At 62.5% G+C, this 20171-nt stretch carries 16 protein-coding genes and 2 pseudogenes; 13 read left to right on the top strand and 5 right to left on the bottom strand.

Going from position 1 to position 20171, the window contains the following annotated elements; all coding sequences use genetic code 11:
• Window positions 1-88 precede the first annotated feature (88 nt).
• Window positions 89-1381: a putative hydroxymethylpyrimidine transporter CytX gene (gene cytX, locus M1B35_RS19600; RefSeq protein WP_268262822.1), complete on the top strand. Its 1293-nt coding sequence runs from the start codon at window positions 89-91 to the stop codon at window positions 1379-1381.
• On the opposite strand, the pseudogene M1B35_RS19595 reads toward cytX, so the two are convergent.
• Window positions 1350-2095 (bottom strand): annotated as a pseudogene (locus tag M1B35_RS19595) (RsiV family protein). The gene cytX and the pseudogene M1B35_RS19595 sit on opposite strands and share 32 nt — an antisense overlap.
• A gap of 224 nt (window positions 2096-2319) precedes the next feature.
• Between M1B35_RS19595 and M1B35_RS19590 the strand changes: the two are divergent.
• The 9 genes from M1B35_RS19590 to M1B35_RS19550 all read left to right on the top strand — a co-directional run bounded on the left by M1B35_RS19590 (window position 2320) and on the right by M1B35_RS19550 (window position 11594).
• Window positions 2320-2937 carry an NUDIX domain-containing protein gene (locus M1B35_RS19590; RefSeq protein ID WP_268262821.1) on the top strand — a complete coding sequence of 206 codons (618 nt, stop codon included), beginning with the start codon at window positions 2320-2322 and terminating at the stop codon, window positions 2935-2937.
• Window positions 2928-3380, top strand: a complete 453-nt coding sequence (locus tag M1B35_RS19585) for a DUF1249 domain-containing protein (protein WP_123329514.1) — start codon at window positions 2928-2930, stop codon at window positions 3378-3380. Before M1B35_RS19590 ends, M1B35_RS19585 begins: the two co-directional genes overlap by 10 nt.
• A 99-nt stretch (window positions 3381-3479) precedes the next feature.
• Window positions 3480-4295: a 3',5'-cyclic-AMP phosphodiesterase gene (cpdA, locus tag M1B35_RS19580; protein ID WP_268262820.1), complete on the top strand. Its 816-nt coding sequence runs from the start codon at window positions 3480-3482 to the stop codon at window positions 4293-4295.
• Between the two features lie 83 nt (window positions 4296-4378).
• A complete protein-coding gene (locus M1B35_RS19575) occupies window positions 4379-4987 on the top strand; it encodes a YqiA/YcfP family alpha/beta fold hydrolase (RefSeq protein WP_123329518.1) in 609 nt (202 codons plus the stop codon).
• 45 nt (window positions 4988-5032) lie between these two features.
• Window positions 5033-6937 (top strand): DNA topoisomerase IV subunit B, encoded by a 1905-nt coding sequence (parE, locus tag M1B35_RS19570; RefSeq protein ID WP_268262819.1) that lies wholly within the window; start codon window positions 5033-5035, stop codon window positions 6935-6937.
• Complete coding sequence (locus M1B35_RS19565; RefSeq protein WP_268262818.1) at window positions 6937-7920, top strand: esterase-like activity of phytase family protein; 984 nt, start codon at window positions 6937-6939, stop codon at window positions 7918-7920. Before parE ends, M1B35_RS19565 begins: the two co-directional genes overlap by 1 nt.
• A complete protein-coding gene (locus M1B35_RS19560) occupies window positions 7917-8438 on the top strand; it encodes a retropepsin-like aspartic protease family protein (protein WP_268262817.1) in 522 nt (173 codons plus the stop codon). The genes M1B35_RS19565 and M1B35_RS19560 overlap by 4 nt, the downstream gene beginning before the upstream one ends.
• Window positions 8439-8445: 7 nt before the next feature.
• Window positions 8446-10704, top strand: coding sequence for a DNA topoisomerase IV subunit A (gene parC, locus M1B35_RS19555; RefSeq protein ID WP_123329526.1), 2259 nt, complete (start codon window positions 8446-8448; stop codon window positions 10702-10704).
• Between the two features lie 179 nt (window positions 10705-10883).
• Window positions 10884-11594 (top strand): PqiC family protein, encoded by a 711-nt coding sequence (locus M1B35_RS19550; protein WP_268262816.1) that lies wholly within the window; start codon window positions 10884-10886, stop codon window positions 11592-11594.
• 258 nt (window positions 11595-11852) lie between these two features.
• Here the strand turns inward: M1B35_RS19550 and M1B35_RS19545 are convergent, their stop codons facing one another.
• On the bottom strand, window positions 11853-13388 hold the full coding sequence (locus M1B35_RS19545; RefSeq protein ID WP_268262815.1) for an AhpA/YtjB family protein: 1536 nt from the start codon (window positions 13386-13388) through the stop codon (window positions 11853-11855).
• Window positions 13389-13522: 134 nt separating this feature from the next.
• Between M1B35_RS19545 and serB the strand changes: the two genes are divergently transcribed.
• Window positions 13523-14737, top strand: coding sequence for a phosphoserine phosphatase SerB (gene serB, locus M1B35_RS19540; protein ID WP_268262814.1), 1215 nt, complete (start codon window positions 13523-13525; stop codon window positions 14735-14737).
• A gap of 65 nt (window positions 14738-14802) precedes the next feature.
• Here serB and asd read toward each other — a convergent pair whose 3' ends face one another.
• The 3 genes and pseudogenes from asd to M1B35_RS19525 all read right to left on the bottom strand — a co-directional run bounded on the left by asd (window position 14803) and on the right by M1B35_RS19525 (window position 18076).
• Complete coding sequence (asd, locus tag M1B35_RS19535; RefSeq protein ID WP_268262813.1) at window positions 14803-15663, bottom strand: archaetidylserine decarboxylase; 861 nt, start codon at window positions 15661-15663, stop codon at window positions 14803-14805.
• Between the two features lie 16 nt (window positions 15664-15679).
• A pseudogene (rhdA, locus tag M1B35_RS19530) lies at window positions 15680-16494 on the bottom strand (thiosulfate sulfurtransferase).
• A gap of 43 nt (window positions 16495-16537) precedes the next feature.
• Window positions 16538-18076, bottom strand: coding sequence for an HDOD domain-containing protein (locus tag M1B35_RS19525; protein ID WP_268262812.1), 1539 nt, complete (start codon window positions 18074-18076; stop codon window positions 16538-16540).
• Between the two features lie 166 nt (window positions 18077-18242).
• Between M1B35_RS19525 and motA the strand changes: the two genes are divergently transcribed.
• Window positions 18243-19094, top strand: a complete 852-nt coding sequence (gene motA / locus M1B35_RS19520; protein ID WP_123329540.1) for a flagellar motor stator protein MotA — start codon at window positions 18243-18245, stop codon at window positions 19092-19094.
• A gap of 3 nt (window positions 19095-19097) precedes the next feature.
• Complete coding sequence (gene motB / locus M1B35_RS19515) at window positions 19098-20129, top strand: flagellar motor protein MotB (protein WP_268262811.1); 1032 nt, start codon at window positions 19098-19100, stop codon at window positions 20127-20129.
• Window positions 20130-20171: the final 42 nt, after the last annotated feature.

Raw genomic sequence — 20171 nt, 5'->3', positions numbered from 1 at the left:
CTTCAAGCTCCAGGCAAGGGCGCCGCGCCTTTTCCTGTGGCTTGAAGCTCGCAGCTGCTTTTCTCTGCTCCCCTCCGAGTACGCCCCTTTGAGCATTCAACCCAGTACCTACTCCCCCGATCACGCGGTGCCTTTGGCGCAGCGGGTGTTCGGCGCGCGCGATCTGTTTTCCCTGTGGTTTTCCCTCGGTATCGGCTTGATGGTGTTGCAGACCGGTGCGCTGTTGGCGCCGGGGTTGGGCCTGTCGGGTTCGCTGCTGGCGATTTTCTTTGGCACGGCGGTGGGCGTCTTGCTGCTGGCGGCGGTGGGGGTGATCGGTAGCGATACCGGGTTGTCGTCCATGGCCGCGCTCAAGCTCAGCCTTGGCAACCGCGGCGCCAGCCTGCCTGCGTTGCTTAACCTGCTGCAGCTGGTGGGTTGGGGCTCGTTTGAAATCATCGTCATGCGCGATGCGGCAAGCCTGCTCGGCACGCGCGCGTTCAGCGAGGGCAGCCTGCTGGCCAGCCCCTTGCTCTGGACCCTGTTCTTCGGTGCCCTGGCCACTTTGCTGGCGGTCAGCGGTCCTCTCACCTTCGTGCGGCAGATTTTGCGCAAGTGGGGCATCTGGTTGCTGCTGGCGGCGTGCCTGTGGCTGACCTGGAACCTGCTGGCCAAGGTCGACCTGGGTGCCTTGTGGGCCCAGGCCGGTGACGGTTCGATGCCGTTTGCCGTGGGCTTTGATATCGCCATTGCCATGCCGTTGTCGTGGCTGCCACTGATCGCCGACTATTCGCGGTTCGGCAAGCGCGCCAAAAACGTGTTTGGTGGCACCGCCCTGGGCTTCTTTATCGGCAATTTCTGGCTGATGAGCCTGGGCGTCGCCTACACCTTGGCGTTCGCTCCTAGCGGTGAAGTGAATGCCCTGCTGTTGGCGCTGGCCGGCGCTGGCCTGGGGATTCCGCTGCTGCTGATTCTCTTGGACGAGTCGGAAAACGCCTTTGCCGATATCCATTCGGCGGCGGTCTCCAGCGGCATTCTATTGCGGCTGAAGGTCGAGCACCTGGCGTTGGCGATTGGTGTGATCTGCACCCTGATTGCCTGCCTGGCTCCGCTGGCCCAGTACCAGAACTTCCTGTTGCTGATCGGCTCGGTGTTTGCGCCGCTGTTCGGCGTGGTGCTGGTGGATCACTTCATCCTGCGCAAGCGCGGGGCTTTGCCGGTGTCGTTCGCGCTGCGCTGGCCGGCTTTGCTGGCCTGGCTGGGTGGGGTCAGCACGTATCATCTGTTGGCCAACTTCTACCCGGATGTGGGCGCGACCCTGCCGGCGTTGATCCTGGCAGGGGCGCTGCAATGGCTGTTGGGCCGGGCGTTCAGTTACGGCCAGGGAACAGCTCGGGCTTGAGAATGCGCCCAGGCGGTTGTAAGGGATCTTCAGTTCGACGTGGCCGAGGGCGTAAGGCGCGATCACCGACACGTCGTACTTGAGGATCACGCCGCCGTAAGTCAAAGCCACGTTCGGGGTTTTCTGGAAGGGCCAGCTTTTGATGTACTCCGGCTCCTGGTCCAGCTTGGTGCTGATCAACCAGCTGTTGTGGGCCACTTGCGCGGCTTTCCAGAACGCCTCTTCCTGGCCCGGCAGCAGCATGTCCGAGAGGTTCAGGGCCTTGTGCTGCTGGCGCGAATAGTTGATGAAGCCACGGCCCGGCGTGCCATGGGCGCCGCCGGTATCCAGGTAGCTGGCCAGTTCGATGATCACCAAGCCGTCATGCTGCTCCCGTACCTTGGATTGCAGGTACATGCTGTTGCGGCTGGGCGCCTGGCGCAGGAATTGCTCGCGGTAGGCGGTCAGGGTCGCTGGTGTCGCGGCGTCCGGGCTGGTGCGGGTCATTTGCAGCAGGCGCTTTTCGATGATCGCGTCCAGTTGTGGCTCGGCGGCAAAGTGCACGATGTCGAGGTTCACCAGCGGGCAATCCTGGCCGTCGCAGCCGGGCTTGATCTGTTCCGACTTGTCGCGGGTGCTTTCCAGCGGTGTCCGGTAGTTGGGTTGGAACAGGCTTTGGCAGGCGCCCAGGGTCAGGGCAATACAGGCCACGGAGGCGATTTTAACGAGTGACATGGGCGTCCTTTCTAAACCAGGGGGAAGCAAAAGTTACCGGCTTCGACTGTCAGCGAGGCAGTCGGTTCGCCACTAAGCTCAATGCAGGCAATTAGATTAGGTTTGCCCCCCCGCCGTCTATCCCGCTGAGGGCAAAGGGGCTGCACCATGGGCCGCGAGCGCGTTAGGATGGCGCGAAGTCGAGGGGGATCCTCGGATCGAATACGTTGTACACGAGGACTGCAATGACTGACTCTGCCAAGGCCACTCCGAGCGCCGTCGAGATCATCCGGCGCGACAACTGCTTCCAGGGTTTCTACCGGCTCGATCGTCTGCAGCTGCGCCATGAGCTGTTTGCCGGTGGCATGGGGCGGGAAATCAGCCGCGAAGTGTTCGTTCGTCATGATGCCGTTTGCGTGCTGCCCTACGATCCGCAGCGCGATGAAGTGGTGCTGATCGAGCAGTTCCGGGTCGGCGCCATGGGCAAGGCAGCGACGCCCTGGCTGGTGGAACTGGTGGCCGGGTTGATCGACAAGGACGAGCAACCGGAAGAAGTTGCTCACCGCGAAGCACAGGAGGAAGCTGGGCTGACCTTCTCCGCATTGTGGCCGATGCTTCAGTATTTCCCGTCGCCAGGGGGCAGCACCGAGTTCGTGCATCTGTTTCTCGGTCGCTGCGACAGCCGCGGGGCCGGTGGCCTGCATGGCCTGGTGGAGGAGGCGGAAGACATTCGGGTTTCGGTCTGGGCCCTGGAAGATGCATTGCAAGCGGTACGGGACGGACGGATTGCCAATGCGGCGAGCATCATCGCCCTGCAATGGCTGGCGTTGAACCGGGCTGAAGTGAGGGGGCTATGGTCGTAAACAAAGCACGCGATCGCTATCGGGTGGACCTCGTGGGCCTGCAAGCCGCCTGCGAGGCCAACTATGCCCGCCTGATGCGCCTGTTGCCCGACATGCGCAACCAGCCGGTGGCGCGGCGCATTGCGGTGACCCAGGGCGACCAGATGCTCGGCGTGCTGGCCCTGGAGGTGTTGCTGGCCTGCCCCTACACCACCACCTTGCAGGTACGCCAGGAACACAGCCTGCCATGGTTGCCGGTGCCGCAGTTGGAAGTGCAGGTCTATCACGATGCGCGCATGGCGGAAGTCATCAGTGCCGAGCACGCCCGGCGCTTTCGGGGCATTTACCCCTATCCCAATGCGTTCATGCATCAGCCTGATGAGAAGGCCCAACTGAATGTCTTCCTGGGCGAGTGGCTGAGTCACTGCCTGGCTTGCGGCCATGAGTTCGAGGCTGTGCGTTAGATGTGAACTGTGTCCGGTTCACGGGTTTCCTCTTTTTAATTTCCCCCAGCATAATTGCCCCCATCTTCATGCCCCGCGATTCTGCCTTGGGAGAACGCCTTGCCCAGCGTATCCACTCTGACCACCGATGATCCTGTGTTGCTGGTGCAACTCTCCGACAGCCACCTGTTCGCCGAGGCGGACGGAACGCTGTTGGGCATGAACACCTGCGACAGCCTGCAACGGGTGATCGAATTGGTGCTGGCGCAGCAGCCACAGATCGACCTGATGCTGGCCACGGGGGACTTGTCGCAGGACGGGACCCTGGAGTCCTACCAGCGCTTTCGCGACATGACCCGGCAGATATCGGCCCCGGCCCGCTGGATCCCGGGGAATCACGACGAGCCGCAGATCATGGCCCTGGCGGCGATGCAAAGCCCGTTGCTGGAGCCGGTGGTGGACATCGGTAATTGGCGGATCACCTTGCTCGACTCGGCGGTGCCCGGCTCAGTGCCCGGTTATTTGCAGGACGAACAACTGCAACTGCTGGCGCGCGCCCTGAGTGAAGCGCCTGAGCGTCATCACCTGATTTGCCTGCACCATCATCCAGTGTCCATTGGCTGTGCCTGGATGGAACCCATCGGCCTGCGCAACCCTGAAGCCCTGTTTGCCGTCCTGGAGCGTTTTCCCCAGGCGCGGGCCGTGCTCTGGGGCCATGTGCACCAGGAAATCGATCGCCCCCAGGGGGCGCTGCGTCTGCTGGCATCGCCCTCGACCTGCATCCAGTTCGAGCCGGGCAGCGACGACTTCAAGGTCGATGAGCGGGCGCCGGGTTATCGCTGGCTGCGGCTGCTGCCCGATGGACGGTTGGAAACCGGCGTGGAGCGGGTCAGCGGCTTTGTTTTCACCGTCGATTACGGCAGCAACGGCTACTGACACCTCCGGTATTCTGACCGGGCAAGTCAATCTCTCAGACTCCCTGTAAACTGCGCGCTTTGCTCATCTCACAGGGAGTTCGCATGTCCGGGTCGATCCTTTATATCCACGGTTTCAACAGCGCCCCGGCCTCGCAAAAGGCCTCTCAGTTGAGTGCGGTGATGGACGCCATCGGGCTGGCCGGACAGTTGCGGGTTCCGGCCTTGCATCACCATCCCCGGGAGGCGATCAGCCAGCTGGAGCAGGCGATTGCCGAGCTGGGGCGGCCACTGCTGGTCGGCAGCTCGCTCGGCGGCTACTATGCGACTCACCTTGCCGAGCGCCATGGCCTGAAGGCCTTGCTGATCAACCCTGCGGTGACCCCGCACCGGATGTTCGACGGTTACCTGGGTACGCAAAAGAACCTGTATACCGACGAGACCTGGGAGCTGACCCACGATCACGTGGCAGCCCTGGCGGAGCTGGAAGTGCCGGCGCCGCAGGACCCCCAGCGTTATCAGGTGTGGTTGCAGACGGGTGATGAGACCCTGGACTATCGCAGCGCGCAACGGTATTACCGGGCCTGCGCCTTGCGTATTCAGGCCGGCGGCGACCATGGCTTCCAGGGTTTTGCCGGACAATTGCCGGCGATGTTGAGTTTTGCCGGCATTGGCGCCGATCAGTATCAGGCCATCGATTTCACGGCATTGTGAACGCTCGAGCCTTTATTTTCATTGAATGACTAACGACGAGACCCCATGGCCACTCCCAGCGCTAGCTCTTATAACGCAGACGCCATCGAAGTCCTCTCGGGCCTCGACCCGGTGCGCAAACGTCCGGGCATGTACACCGACACCTCTCGGCCGAACCACTTGGCCCAGGAAGTCATCGACAACAGCGTCGACGAAGCCCTGGCCGGCCATGCGAAGTCGATCCAGGTCATCCTGCACGCCGACCATTCCCTGGAAGTGTCCGACGATGGCCGCGGCATGCCCGTGGACATTCACCCGGAAGAGGGCGTGTCCGGGATCGAACTGATCCTCACCAAGCTCCACGCCGGCGGCAAGTTTTCCAACAAGAACTACCAGTTCTCCGGCGGTTTGCACGGGGTGGGTATTTCCGTGGTCAACGCCTTGTCGAACCAGGTCCGGGTGCGGGTCAAGCGTGACGGCAACGAGTACCAGATGACGTTCGCCGATGGCTACAAGGCCACCGAGCTGGAAGTGATCGGCACCGTGGGCAAGCGCAACACCGGCACCAGCGTGTACTTCGCGCCGGACCCGAAATACTTCGACTCGCCGAAATTCTCCGTCAGCCGCCTCAAGCACGTGCTCAAGGCCAAGGCTGTACTGTGCCCGGGGCTGCTGGTCAGCTTCGAAGACAAGTCCAGCGGCGAGAAGGTCGAGTGGCATTACGAAGACGGCCTGCGCTCCTACCTGGTGGACGCGGTCAGCGAATTCGAGCGCCTGCCGAGCGAGCCGTTCTGCGGCAGCCTGGCGGGTAACAAGGAAGCCGTGGACTGGGCCCTGCTGTGGCTGCCTGAAGGCGGCGACAGCGTCCAGGAAAGCTACGTCAACCTGATCCCCACGGCCCAGGGCGGCACCCACGTCAACGGTTTGCGCCAGGGCCTGCTGGATGCGATGCGCGAGTTTTGCGAATTCCGCAACCTGCTGCCACGGGGCCTGAAGCTGGCACCGGAAGACGTCTGGGAGCGTATCGCCTTCGTCCTGTCGATGAAGATGCAAGACGCCCAGTTCTCCGGCCAGACCAAGGAGCGACTGTCGTCCCGTGAGGCCGCGGCCTTCGTTTCCGGGGTGGTCAAGGACGCGTTCAGCCTGTGGCTCAACGCCAACCCTGAGCTGGGCATGCAACTGGCCGAACTGGCCATCAGCAACGCCGGCCGCCGTTTGAAGGCCAGCAAAAAGGTCGAGCGCAAGCGCATTACCCAGGGACCGGCACTGCCGGGCAAACTGGCGGATTGCGCCGGGCAGGACCCGATGCGTTCCGAGCTGTTCCTGGTGGAAGGTGATTCCGCCGGCGGTTCGGCCAAGCAGGCACGGGATAAAGAGTTCCAGGCGATCCTGCCGTTGCGCGGCAAGATCCTCAACACCTGGGAAGTGGACGGCAGCGAAGTCCTGGCCAGCCAGGAAGTGCACAACATTGCCGTGGCCATTGGCGTCGACCCGGGTGCCGAGGACATGAGCCAGCTGCGCTACGGCAAAATCTGCATCCTCGCCGACGCCGACTCCGACGGCCTGCACATCGCCACCTTGCTCTGTGCTTTGTTCGTCCAGCATTTCCGCCCGTTGGTGGATGCCGGCCACGTCTATGTCGCCATGCCGCCGCTGTACCGCATCGACCTGGGCAAAGAGATCTACTACGCCCTGGATGACGCCGAGCGTGATGGCATTCTCGACCGCCTGGTGGCCGAGAAGAAACGCGGCAAGCCCCAGGTCACTCGATTCAAAGGCCTGGGCGAAATGAACCCGCCGCAACTGCGCGAGACCACCATGGACCCGAACACTCGGCGCCTGGTGCAGTTGACCCTGGAAGACGTCGAGGCGACCTCGGAAATGATGGACATGCTGCTGGCGAAAAAACGCGCCGGCGACCGCAAGACCTGGCTGGAGTCCAAAGGCAACCTGGCGGAGGTGCTGGCCTGATGTTCAGAGGCTTTGCCCTGGCGTCAGTGCTATTGGCAACCTCGGCGGTGGCCGCGCCATCGCCCGAGCTGCAGTTGCTCGCCGAGCATCCGGTAGAAGGGATGCGCGGCGGCAACCTGTCGGGCCTGGCGCAATGTGGCAAGGACTTGTGGACCGTTTCCGACCGCGATGACGACCAGATTTACCGGCTCGATACCCGTGAGACGGTCTGGCGCGCCCAGGCGGTGCCGGTCGAGGTGCCGCCGGTGCCCGCCAGTGGCTTGCCCTGGGGCTTGAGCTCGCGAACCTGGGCGGCGTCCTTTGTGCGTGGCGGCGACCTGGATTTTGAAGGCATTACCTGTGACAAGGCCGGCCATAAGTATGTGGTCAGCGAATCCCATGCGGCGGTGTTGCAGGTGCCGGTGGATGGCCCGGCGCAGTGGCTGAAAATTTCCCCGATCATGGTCCGCGAAGCCCGTGCCAGCGGTATGTTGCTGCACTTCAATGCGTTGTTCGAGGGCCTGGCGGTGAGCCCCGCCGGGGATCGGATCTGGCTGGCGGCCGAGCGCGAACGTCGAGGGTTGTTGCTGATCAAGCGTCAGCAGACGGTCTGGGATTGCGACGGCGGCTGTGTGCTGCTCAGCGAAGCCGGTTCGGAAATGCAGCCTGCGCAAATGCCCAAGGCCAAGGCCGTGTCCCGGGATTTTGCCGACCTGGCGTTGTTCGAGGGCAAGCTGTTCACCCTGGAACGCAACGCCTATGAAGTCTGTCGCCGGGATGCACAGACCGCCAAGGTCGAGCGTTGCTGGTCGTTTGCCGCCGAGGCGCTCCAGGAGCAACGGCGTTATCCGCAGCCCTACGGGCTGGCCGAAGCGCTGGTGGTGGATGCAACCGGGGCCTGGATCGGCCTGGACAACAACAATGGTGCCCGCGCCGATGGCGAAGTACGGCCGATTGTCTGGCGTTTTGCTGCTCCTGAGGGTGGTTGGAGTGCCAAACCATGAGCCAGCAACCCGGTAAAAGGGCAGGGCGGGTCATGTTGATCATGGCCTGGGCCGCTGGGCTGTTTCTGGCCACGCGATTTTTTGGCGAGTGGGAGCAGCGTCAGGAAAATCCTAACGCTGTCGTGACTTCGCAACATCATGGGGATTACATCGAGGTGAAGCTGGTGGGTAACGGCCAGGGTCACTTCGTCGCCAGCGGCCAGATCAATGGCCAGCCGGCGGATTTCATGCTCGATACTGGCGCCACCGACGTCGCGATCCCGACGGACCTGGCCGAGCGCCTGGGCCTGGAGCGAGGCGCCCCGGTGACCCTGAGCACGGCCAATGGCCGCACCGAAGGCTACCGGACCCGTCTTGAGCGCCTGCAGTTGGGTGAGATCGTCCTGCGGGATGTACGCGCCCTGGTGGTCCCCGGACTGGGCGGCGAGCAGGTGCTGATGGGCATGAGCGCATTGAAACAACTTGAATTTACCCAGCGTGGTGGCACCTTGCTGCTGCGCCAGACAACGAACCGATGAGGCCCGCATGAGCGACTCCCTTGATCTCAGCCTGGATGGCGTAGAACGCCGATCACTGGCTGACTTCACCGAAAATGCCTACCTCAACTACTCCATGTACGTGATCATGGACCGTGCGCTGCCGCATATCGGCGACGGCCTGAAGCCAGTACAGCGGCGTATTGTCTACGCCATGAGTGAGCTGGGGCTGGACGCTGACTCCAAGCACAAGAAATCTGCCCGTACCGTGGGTGACGTGCTCGGTAAATTCCACCCCCACGGCGACTCGGCCTGCTATGAAGCCATGGTGCTGATGGCCCAGCCGTTCAGCTATCGCTACACCTTGGTGGATGGCCAGGGTAACTGGGGGGCGCCGGACGATCCCAAGTCCTTCGCGGCCATGCGTTACACCGAAGCGCGTCTATCCCGCTATTCCGAGGTGCTGCTCAGCGAGCTGGGCCAGGGCACCGCGGACTGGGGCCCGAACTTCGATGGCACCTTGCAGGAGCCGTTGGTCCTGCCGGCGCGCTTGCCGAATATCCTGCTCAACGGCACCACCGGCATCGCCGTGGGCATGGCCACGGACGTACCGCCGCACAACCTGCGGGAAGTGGCGACCGCCTGCGTACGCTTGCTGGATGAGCCCAAGGCCACGGTCGAGCAGCTCTGTGAGCATATCCAGGGCCCGGACTACCCGACCGAAGCGGAAATCATCACGCCCCGCGCCGATCTGCTGAAAATGTACGAAACCGGCAAGGGCTCGGTGCGTATGCGCGCTGTGTACCGCATTGAAGACGGCGACATCATTGTCACCGCGCTGCCCCACCAGGTATCCGGCGCCAAGGTGCTGGAGCAGATCGCCGCGCAGATGCAGGCCAAGAAGCTGCCGATGGTGGCTGACCTGCGTGACGAGTCGGACCACGAGAACCCTTGCCGGATTGTGATTATCCCGAGCAGCAACCGGGTCGACCACGAAGCGCTGATGCAGCATTTGTTCGCCAGCACCGAGCTGGAGTCCACTTATCGGGTGAACGTCAACATCATCGGCCTGGACGGCAAGCCGCAGTTGAAGAACCTGCGTACCTTGTTGGTGGAGTGGCTGGAGTTCCGGGTCAATACCGTGCGCCGTCGCCTGCAGTTCCGCCTCGATAAGGTCGAGCGGCGCCTGCACCTGTTGGACGGTTTGCTGATTGCCTACCTCAATCTGGATGAAGTGATCCACATCATCCGGACCGCCGAGCACCCGAAGGCCGAGTTGATTGCGCGCTTCCAGCTCAGTGAGATCCAGGCCGACTACATTCTCGACACTCGCTTGCGTCAGTTGGCTCGTCTGGAAGAGATGAAGCTGCGGGACGAGCAGGATGAATTGCTGAAAGAACAGGCCAAGTTGCAGGCCCTGCTGGGCAGCGAAGCCAAGCTCAAGAAGCTGGTGCGCACCGAGCTGCTCAAAGATGCCGAGACCTACGGCGATGACCGTCGCTCGCCGATCGTGGAGCGCAGTGAAGCCAAGGCGCTGACCGAAACCGAGCTGCTGCCGAACGAGAAAGTGACCGTCGTTCTGTCGGAAAAGGGCTGGGTACGTTCGGCCAAGGGGCATGATATCGATGCCACGGGGCTTTCCTACAAAGCCGGGGATGGCTTCAAGACCTCGGCCATGGGGCGCTCCAACCAGTTCGCGGTGTTTATCGACTCCACTGGCCGCAGCTATTCGGTGGCAGCCCATACCTTGCCTTCGGCCCGTGGCCAGGGCGAACCCCTGACCGGGCGCCTGACGCCGCCGCCAGGGGCAACCTTCGAATGCGTGCTGCTGCCTGAAGATGAGGCGCTGTACGTGATCGCCTCCGACGCCGGCTATGGGTTCGTGGTCAAGGGTGAAGACCTGCAGGCCAAGAACAAGGCAGGCAAGGCCCTGTTGAGCCTGCCCAACAATGCCAAGGTGCTGGCGCCGCGGCCGGTGGCCGATCGTGAGCAGAACTGGTTGGCTTCGGTGACCACTGAAGGGCGCTTGCTGATCTTCAAGATCAGCGACCTGCCGCAATTGGGTAAAGGCAAAGGCAACAAGATCATCGGCATTCCCGGTGAGCGTGTGGCCAGCCGTGAGGAGTATGTGACGGATGTCGCGGTGCTGCCGGATGGCGCGACCCTGGTGCTGCAGGCCGGTAAACGGACCCTGTCGCTCAAGGCCGACGACCTGGAGCACTACAAGGGTGAGCGCGGCCGCCGAGGTAACAAACTGCCACGTGGCTTCCAGCGCGTAGATGCGTTGTTGGTAGAAAATCTCAACTAATGCGGGCTAGAGCGCTCGATCTGCGATTTAACCGGTAGATCGACGCTACAACGCTGGAGTCGGGGCGCATATTCACGGATGATATGCGCTTTCAAGCGCCGGCGTGGCCGAGCGTTATTCAGGGTTTTTTTGAGTATTTACACTGTGGCTAGCCTTGTGGCCGCCACCTGGATGGGATGATGACTGCTCTGCGCCTTCCACTTGTTTTTTTGCTCGCTGGCGTTCTTGGCCTGGCGGGTTGCAGCGTACACCAGCCGGTGTCGCTGTATCAGCTGGACAGCGGAAGTCCAGCTCAACCGGCTAACGCCGGGATGTCGGTCCTCTTGGGGCCGGTGCTGATTGCTGATTATCTGCAACGCGAAACCCTGTTGCAGCGCCAAGATGATGGCAGCCTGCAAGCCTCGACCGACGGTCGTTGGGCAGGCAGCTTGTCATCGGACATCGACCAGTTGCTGCTGCGTCAGGTCGCGGGCCATCTGGACAGTCAGCGAGTGGTGCTGTCTCCGGCCACCAATGGCTTCACCCCGGATGTGCAGGTCTTGCTGTCGATCACTCGCCTGGATTCGGGCAAGTCGCAGCCGGCGATCCTGGATGCCCAATGGCGCTTGATCGACCGCCGTGGCCAGGTGCGTGACAACCGTATTGTCCATCTGCAAGAACAGCACGCGGGCACCACGGCGTCTCAGGTCCAGGCCCAGGGGGTGTTGTTGCAGCGCCTGGCCGAACAATTGTCCGGTGCGCTGAGGCCGCTGGCCAATCAGCCGGCCATCGTAGATGTTCCACGTAAATCGGCGCCCGCTCCGGCCGCTAAGCCAGTGGAGCAGAGCAAGCAGCCGAAGATCCCCATGGCCACGCCGATCCGCACGGATATGGAAGTGTTCAGGTTCTGATGTGACCTGCCTCAAGACAAAGCCCGCCTAGCCGCGGGCTTTGTTGTTTCTGGAGGTTGATGGGGGCGTTATCGCTGGCAAGCCAGCTCCTACAGAACGGCCAATCGTGCGGAACCTGTAGGAGCCGGCTTGCCGGCGATGGGGTAGGCAAGCCTTGTGCAAGGTTCAGGGCCTCATTGATATGGGCAGGGCCTGACAAAGCCCCTCCGTCAGACACAAAAAAGCCCGCGCTAGGCGGGCTTTTCAGGGGGTTCAGCCTTACAGCTTGGCCCGGGTCTCGTGCATCCGCGCCAGCTGGCGCTCTAGCATCGATGGATAGGGCTCCATCAGGCGCTCCACGCAGCAGGCACCTTCCGGGCTGGCGATGGGGCGGATCCGCGCTCGTTGGCGAATCAGTGCGTCGTCGTTGATCTTGCGCTCCACCAGCAGCAGGTTGCGGCTGTGTTGGGACAGGGCCAGGGCATCCTGGGCGGTCTCGGTCAGCAGCAGGTCGATCTGGCTCAGGCCGAACAATTCGTCACCGAGGGTCAGGCCCAGTTGCAGTTGCAGGGTGATGCCGCTGTCGGCGACTTCGATCTGCAGCGCATGGCCCAGGGCGCGCAACAGCTCGCCGCAGCAAATGGCGTTGGTCAGGTAGTCATCGCCGCTGTCTTCGCTGTGGAACAGCATCAGGGTGCTGCCGTCGTTCAGGGTGTGCAGTTCGCTCTGATACAGCAACGCTGCCTGGTCCAGGCAATCACGATAGCGCTCCAGCAACTCCGTCAAGCGGGCGCGGGGCAGGCGTCGCAGTTGTTCCTGGGCGCCCAGTTGCACGGCCAGTACCGCACTGTGTTGCGGTTGCTGGGGCACTACCGGCTTGAGCAGCGGCTTGGGGGCAGAGGCGCTTGAATGATCCCGCAGGTCGGCGAACGGGTCTTCTTCGTCCAGTTCGTCTTCTTCGGCGCTGACCAGATGCCGTGGCGCCGGCTTGAGCCCGGCCACCGGGGCGCTTTCATCAAAGCTCGGGTCACGCAGGTTGCGCACCTCAAAGGCCGGCTCGGCGTCTTCGGTAGTGTCGTAATCGCTGTCGTCGTAGTCGGGCTCGGGTTCCTGTTCTGGCTTTTCCGGCACCAGGCGGGCGTGCAGCTGGCGCGCCAGATCGCCGATCTCGTCTTGGCGCTGGGTGGCCGGGGTGTGTTCGTCCAGGTCCCGCAGCCAGACCCGCAACTGCATCAGGGGTGTGGAGATATGCCGCCCCAGGCGCAGGCTCAAGGCCAGGGCCAGGGCCAGCAGAATGGCGCTGAGAATGCCCATGCTTTGCAGGCTGATGGTCATCGGCTGCTGGAACTGGGCCATGTCCAGGCTGATCCGCAGGTTGCCGGCGGTCACGTCCTGGAAGGTGATCTTGGTCTGGTAGACGCCTTCGGTTTCGCCCAGCAGGCTGCTTTTCGGGCGCTGCCCGGCTTCGGCGAGGATCCGGTTGTCGACGCTGTAGATGGCCGCATGGGCCACCAGCGGGTTCTTGGTCAGGTTGTTGAGCAGCACGTTGAGGCTGAGGATGTCGTTGGACACCAGCAGCTCGGTGGCCGAGGTCGCGGTCTGGGTGGTCAGGCTCTGACCCAGGGCGTCGGCTTGTTCGTGCATCGCCTGCTTGAATTGCAGGCCCATCACGCAGGCATAGATCACCAGGGCCAGGGCGACCAGGATCACGTTATGGCTGGCAATGCGTAATGCAATCGGTACACGGCGGTGGCGCAGTGCACGGAAGATCAGCAGAAAGAAGTTATCGGGTTTGACTGGCGTAGGCCGGTTCACTGAGCTCGGCTCTTTTGTCCGTGAAGTTGACGCGCAGTATAGCGACAGGCCCTAGACCGGCAAAGCGCTGGCTGTGCCCGATGGTCAGCGAAAGTAGGTAGAATGCGGTTTTTTTCCACCTGCGGGGGTGCGCCTTGCGCGAAATTGTCCTGATAAACATCACCGGTGTTGACCGTCCCGGTCTGACGGCGGCCATTACCGGTGTTCTGGCCCAGGGTGGTGTGAACATTCTCGACATTGGTCAGGCGGTGATCCACGACACCCTGTCGTTCGGCATCCTGGTTGAAATTCCGAGCAACGAGCAAAGCTCGTCGGTGCTCAAGGACATCCTGTTCACGGCCTACAAGCTGGATCAGCAGGTGCGTTTCACGCCGGTGTCCGAGGCGGATTACCAGCAATGGGTCGGCGGCCAGGGCAAGAAGCGCCATATCGTCACCCTGCTGACCCGTAAAGTGACCGCTGAACAGTTGCAGCGGGTCAGCTCGATCACGGCCAAGTACGGCCTGAACATCGACCATATCGATCGCTTGTCCGGGCGTATGCCGCTGGACACGCCGGCGGACAAGGGCAAGGGCTGCATCGAATTTTCCGTGCGTGGTGAGGCGGCCGACCCGCAAGCGCTGCGCGCCGAGTTCCTCAGCGTGGCTCAGGAACTGAACGTCGACATCGCCTTCCAGGAAGACTCGCTGTTCCGTCGCAATCGGCGCCTGGCCGTGTTCGACATGGACTCGACGCTGATCGAGGCCGAAGTCATCGATGAGTTGGCCAAGGCGGCCGGCGTGGGCGATCGCGTAGCGGAAATCACGGAGCGGGCCATGGCCGGCGAACTGGATTTCCGCGCCAGCTTCAAGGAGCGCCTGGCCTTGCTCAAGGGGCTGGACGTGAATGTGCTGGACTCCATCGGCGCTTCGCTGCGCTTGACCGAAGGGGCTGAAACCCTGTTCGCCGAGCTCAAGCGCCTGGGCTACAAGACCGCGATTCTGTCTGGCGGCTTCACCTACTTCGCCAAACAGTTGCAAGCCAAGCTGGGCATCGACTATGTGTTCGCCAACGAGCTGGAAGTGGTGGATGGCAAGGTCACTGGCGTGGCCATCGAGCCGATTGTCGACGCACAGCGCAAGGCCGATTTGCTGCGTGAGCTGGCGCACAAGGAAGGCTTGCGCCTGGAGCAAACCATTGCCGTCGGTGATGGCGCCAACGATTTGCCGATGCTGGCGATTGCCGGTTTGGGTGTGGCGTTCCGCGCCAAGCCGCTGGTGAAGCAATCGGCGAAACAGGCGATTTCCACCCTGGGCCTGGACGGTGTGCTGTACCTGCTGGGCTTCCGTGATCGCGACGGCCAGTTGTGATCTAAAGCACCCGCCAAAAAAAACGCCGCTGAATCAGCGGCGTTTTTTTATACCCGGTAAAAGCCTCAGGCCTTGGCCAGGCCCAGGCCTTGACCCATTTGCACGGGGGAGCCGGCCACCAGGCCTTCAGCCCACTGCACTTGTTCTGGGCCGAACAGCACGATGGCGGTGGAGCCCAGCTTGAAGCGGCCCAGCTCGGCGCCTTTCTCCAGGTGGATCGGCGCGCGAGCCGCTTCGTCGTAGCGCACGGTTTTCAGTTCACGCTTGGGCGGCGTCACCAGGCCGGCCCAGACGGTTTCGATCGAGGCCACGATCATCGCGCCTACCAGCACCACGGCCATAGGGCCACGTTCGGTGTCGAACAGGCACACCACGCGCTCGTTGCGGGCGAACAGTTCCGGAACGTTTTCCGCGGTGGTCTGGTTGACCGAAAAAATCCGCCCCGGCACGTAGACCATCTCGCGCAAGGTCCCGGCCAGCGGCATGTGCACGCGGTGGTAGTCCTTGGGTGACAGGTAGATGGTGGCGAAATCACCGCCCATGAAATGCGCCGCCATTGTGGCGTCGCCACCGAGCAGCTCCAGCACGCTGAAGCTGTGGCCCTTGGCCTGGAATACCCGGCCGTGCTCGATCGGGCCCAGTTGGCTGACGGCACCGTCGGCCGGGCTGAGGATCGCGCCTGGGGTGGAATCCAGCGGGCGTGCGCCGTCTTTCAGGGCGCGGGTGAAGAAGGCGTTGAAGTGCTCGTAGGCCGTCAGGTCTTCCACCAGGGCCTGTGACATATCCACCTGGTAGCGCTTGGCGAACCATGCGGTGAAGGCATTCTTGAACCAACGCACGCGGCACTCGGCAATGCAGCCGGCCAGGCGCGACAGCAGGTGATGAGGCAGCAGGTACTGGCTGAGGATAAACAAACGCTTTTTCATTAACTGTCCTTAAACCTTAAATCTCTACGGGCGTGTCGGGATGATTGCCCCATTCGCCCCAGGAACCGGCGTAGCCCTTGACTCGCGGGTAACCCAGCGCCTTGGCCACCAGGTAGGTGAAGCCGGAGCGATGGTGAGTCTGGCAGTGGGTGATGACTTCTTTGTCTTGGGTGATGCCGAGCTTTTCCAGGATCTGCGGCATGTCGCGGCGGATGCGCAGGTGGCGCGCCTGGTCCATGCCGGCCGTCCATTCGAAATTGATGGCGCCGGGAATGTGCCCGGCCTTGGCGGCCAGCACCTTCTCGCCGGTGTACTCCAGCGGCCCGCGGGCGTCCCAGATCGCCAGGTCGGCGGCGCGAGGCGGCTTTGCAGGTATTCACGCGTGGCCGTGGGCTCGTCGTGCAGGGTCAGGGAGACGGGGCCGCCAGCGGGGGCGGGCACCTCGGTGGACACCGGCAGGCTTTCCGCCAGCCAGGCCAGCAGGCCGCCATCCACATAGTGGTAGTGGCGATGGCCTATCACATCCAGCAACCAGATGAAGCGCCCGGCCCAGCCGCCGCCTTCGTCGTCATAAACCACGTAGACCGCGTCGGGGTTGTGCCCCAGTTCGCCGAATAGGGCTTCGAGGGCGGCTTGTGGCGGCATCAGGCCTGGTGCCGGGGCCTGGCCAAGCTGGGTGCGTTTGGGGTCGACAAAACGGGCGCCGGGAATGTGCCCGGTGGCGTAACGTGCGGCGCTGGTCAGGTCGACCAGAATCAGTTCGCGGGCGTCGAGACGAGCGAGCAAGTCGCTCGGCTCAATGACCAGCGGCAAGCCAGAGAAGTCAGACATGTGAGGTCTCCAGGGCACAAAAGGGGGGATTGTAGCGCAAGCGTCACGAGCTGCGGTTGGTAAAGCTGTGCAGGGCTTTTTCGATGCATTGCGCCGTTTTGCCGAAGGCCTGGACGGTGATTTCCGAGAACGGGCCGCCACCCTGGTCAGCCACCACCAGCATGATCACTCGGCCGTTGTTACTCAATGAACGGAGCAACAGGTGGTCGCCGCGGAACAGCCGGCGCAACTGGCCCGGCAGCAGGGCGGAGAACTGTGCGTCGTTTTCGGGGGTGATGCGCACTTGGGCGGATTTCTCCAGCAGGCGCTGCAGCACGCTGCTTTGGCTGGCTTGCAGGGTCAGGTTGGCTGACTCTGCCGGCAAACCGGCAATCTGCTGGACCCTCAGGGCACTGTGTTCGCGATCCGCCATCAGCAACATCACCCGCCGCATGCCACTGGCCAACAGGGCGTCGCGGGCGGCGGTGGTGAGGTGAATGGCGTTGGTGAAGCGGCTGGGCTCGAGCAGCAATTGCGCACAGTGGCGACGCCACTTGGCCAGGTCTTCGGCGGTTGGCGCATGCGCGGGCAGCATATTGTCCGGCAGCCGGCGGCTGTCCCAGGGCCAGAGCAGCGCCTGGGCCGGGTGCCAGAGGTCGGGCATCGTGTCGTTACGCGCGCTTTGCACGGCCTGCTGGTGCAACTGCTGTTGCAGTTGGTCGATCGGCATCTGTAGATACAGTGCGGTCAGGGACTGCCAGCGCTGGTTGTGCGGGGTGTTCCAGGCTTGTTGCGCGGAGAGTGCCATGCCGTTGGCCAGGAGCACGCTGTTGGCCGGCTGATTCAGCCAGCGGCGCAGGTTCGGATCGGCGTCCAGGCGCTGTTGCTGACGCAGCGGATTGTCGTTGTCGCGGGCGATGTGCAGGACTTTGACCAGCAGCTTTTGTTCGCTGGTCAGCAGGCGATAACCCTGTTGTACCCAGATCGGCAGGTGCCACACGTGTACCAGCGCCTGGCAGATGTCCAGCAGCGGCACGCCGAACAGCTCCAGCTCAACCTTGTGTGCCGATTCACCCTTGTAGATCACCCGCTGCTCCCATTCCTCCAGAAGCTTGGGGGCGCTCAGGGCCAGGGGCCACAGCGGCGAGAGAAACAGCAGGCTGCCCCAGTGGATGTCCTGCCAGAGTCGGGCCAGGCGCGCGGCGAAGAAACCATTGGCTTGTTGGGTGGCATGCTGGCTGATCAACTGCAGCTGACGCAGGGGCTGAGGGATCTGGGCTTCGGGCAGGGTCGGCAGTTGCGCCAGCAGCTCTTCGGTGCGCTTGAGGCCCAGGCGGTTGACGGCGATTTCCAGGTTTTCCGCCGGCTCACTCATGCTGCCGTGGGTGTGGGCGTTGGCTTCACGAATCACGCTCAAGGCCAGTGCCGGACTGTTCTGCATCAGGTCGGCAATTTCCCGCAATGAGCTGCGGTTGTTGGCAATGGCTTTGCATACTCGATCATGGCTGGCTTGCGGCACGGGCAAGCGCACGGCATTCAGGCGCTTGACCCAGGCATCAAGTGTGCGGGGCGTTGGATGTGGGACTGTCGTTTCATTAGACATGGTTGGACACAATCATCGTCTGCTGCAAACACGCCCAGAGCGGGCCAAACTGGCTTTTCGCCTTAACGAGCTATAGTCTGGCGCAGTTTTGCCGATAAGTAGAAGAAGAGTTTTACGAACTTCCGAATATGACCTTGAACCCGACTCAATAAGTACTCTCCTACCTATGGCTAAAATTATCGGCATCATCGTCGTATTCGCGAGCGTGCTCGGCGGATACGTGCTCTCCCACGGTAAAATCGCAGCCCTGATCCAGCCTTTCGAGGTGTTGATCATTGGCGGTGCGGCGTTCGGCGCATTCTTGCAGGCCAACCCCGGGCACATGACGATGCACGTCATCAAGAAATCCTTGGGGATGTTCAGCTCGCGTTTCACCCACACCTTCTACCTGGAAGTCCTGGGCCTGGTTTACGAGATCCTCAACAAGAGCCGTCGCGAAGGCATGATGGCCATTGAAGGGGACATCGAAGATGCCGCGGCCAGCCCGATCTTCGCCAAGTACCCGGCGGTGCTCAAAGACGAGCGCATGACCGCTTACATCTGCGATTACCTGCGCATCATGTCCTCCGGCAACATGGCTCCCCATGAGCTGGAAGGCCTGTTCGACATGGAATTGTTCAGCATGAAGGAAGACCTCGAGCATCCTTCCCACGCGGTGACCGGTATCGCCGACGGCATGCCCGGCTTCGGTATCGTTGCGGCGGTACTGGGGATCGTGGTGACCATGGCCTCCCTGGGTGAAGGCGACCAGGCGTCCATCGGCCTGCACGTAGGTGCGGCACTGGTGGGTACCTTCTTCGGTATTCTCGCGGCCTACGGTTTCTTCGGTCCGTTGGCTACGTCCCTGGCCCACGATGCCAAGGAAGAGCTCAACGTCTACGAATCCATCAAGGCGTCCCTGGTGGCCTCGGCTTCCGGCATGCCGCCATCGCTGGCTGTGGAGTTCGGGCGCAAAGTGCTGTACCCAGGGCACCGTCCTAGCTTCGCCGAGCTGGAACAAGCGGTTCGCGGACGCTAAGTCATGGAAAATAACCAGCCGATTATCATCAAGCGCGTCAAGCGCTTCGCGGGCGGGCATCACGGGGGCGCCTGGAAAATCGCCTTCGCTGACTTTGCCACGGCGATGATGGCGTTCTTCCTGGTGTTGTGGCTGCTGTCCACCGCAACCCCGGAGCAGAAGATCGCCATCGCCGGTTACTTCAAGGACCCGATCGGCTTCTCCGAAAGCGGCACGCCCTACATCATCGATTTGGGCGGTACGCCGGAGTTGGCTCCTGAGACCACCCTCAACCCTGAGGTCAAGTCCCAGCCGCAACCGGACAAGGTCACGGTCGACGCCGAGCAAGTCGAAGGCATGGCCGAGCAGGTGGAGCGCGAGCGTCTCGAACTGTTGCTGCAAGAGTTGCAGAACAAGGTCGAGGAAAACCCGCAACTGCAGAAGTTCAAGGATCAGATCCTCTTCGAAATCACCCAGGACGGCTTGCGGATCCAGATCATGGACGCCGAGAACCGGCCGATGTTCGACTCCGGCAGTGCGCGCCTCAAACCGTACTTCGAGGACATCCTGCTGGCCATGGCCGACACCATCAAGGCGGTGCCGAACAAGATCAGCATCAGTGGTCATACCGACGCCAAGCCATACTCGGGCGCAGGTGAATTCGGTAACTGGGAGCTTTCAGCCAACCGTGCCAACGCGGCACGACGGGCGTTGGTTGCCGGCAGCTATCCGGACTCGCAAGTGGCGCGGGTGGTGGGTTATGCCTCGTCGTCGCTGTTTGACCGCAAGGACCCCTTCAACCCGGTGAACCGGCGGATCGACATCGTCGTGCTGACCAAGAAAGCCCAGCGGGCGATCGAGGGTGAGCAGGCGCCTGATGCTCCAGCGAGCCCTGAGCCCGCAGCGCCAGGTGCGGCGGTTGATCCTCATGCTCTGCCACCGGGTACCGACCCGCTGCCAGCCCATGAGGTTCGCCAGCGAATGAACATCTTCGAAGACGGTGTATTGAAGATGGACGAGCCGGGCCAGGCGCCTACTGCGCCGAAACAGCCCTAGGCTCCAGCCCAGAAACGACAAGGCCGCGATGATCGCGGCCTT

Source organism: Pseudomonas morbosilactucae (genome assembly GCF_023241665.1).
Lineage (GTDB): Bacteria > Pseudomonadota > Gammaproteobacteria > Pseudomonadales > Pseudomonadaceae > Aquipseudomonas > Aquipseudomonas morbosilactucae.
Note: the sequence above shows the minus strand (reverse complement) of the source record. Positions and strands in the feature narration are given on the sequence as shown.

Coding starts and splice junctions, on each gene's coding strand:
- M1B35_RS19590 (WP_268262821.1), top strand. CDS start 2,320: ATGACTGACTCTGCCAAGGCCACTCCGAGCGCCGTCGAGATCATCCGG.
- M1B35_RS19585 (WP_123329514.1), top strand. CDS start 2,928: ATGGTCGTAAACAAAGCACGCGATCGCTATCGGGTGGACCTCGTGGGC.
- M1B35_RS19575 (WP_123329518.1), top strand. CDS start 4,379: ATGTCCGGGTCGATCCTTTATATCCACGGTTTCAACAGCGCCCCGGCC.
- parE (WP_268262819.1), top strand. CDS start 5,033: ATGGCCACTCCCAGCGCTAGCTCTTATAACGCAGACGCCATCGAAGTC.
- M1B35_RS19565 (WP_268262818.1), top strand. CDS start 6,937: ATGTTCAGAGGCTTTGCCCTGGCGTCAGTGCTATTGGCAACCTCGGCG.
- M1B35_RS19560 (WP_268262817.1), top strand. CDS start 7,917: ATGAGCCAGCAACCCGGTAAAAGGGCAGGGCGGGTCATGTTGATCATG.
- parC (WP_123329526.1), top strand. CDS start 8,446: ATGAGCGACTCCCTTGATCTCAGCCTGGATGGCGTAGAACGCCGATCA.
- M1B35_RS19550 (WP_268262816.1), top strand. CDS start 10,884: ATGACTGCTCTGCGCCTTCCACTTGTTTTTTTGCTCGCTGGCGTTCTT.
- asd (WP_268262813.1), bottom strand. CDS start 15,663: ATGAAAAAGCGTTTGTTTATCCTCAGCCAGTACCTGCTGCCTCATCAC.
- M1B35_RS19525 (WP_268262812.1), bottom strand. CDS start 18,076: ATGTCTAATGAAACGACAGTCCCACATCCAACGCCCCGCACACTTGAT.
- motA (WP_123329540.1), top strand. CDS start 18,243: ATGGCTAAAATTATCGGCATCATCGTCGTATTCGCGAGCGTGCTCGGC.
- motB (WP_268262811.1), top strand. CDS start 19,098: ATGGAAAATAACCAGCCGATTATCATCAAGCGCGTCAAGCGCTTCGCG.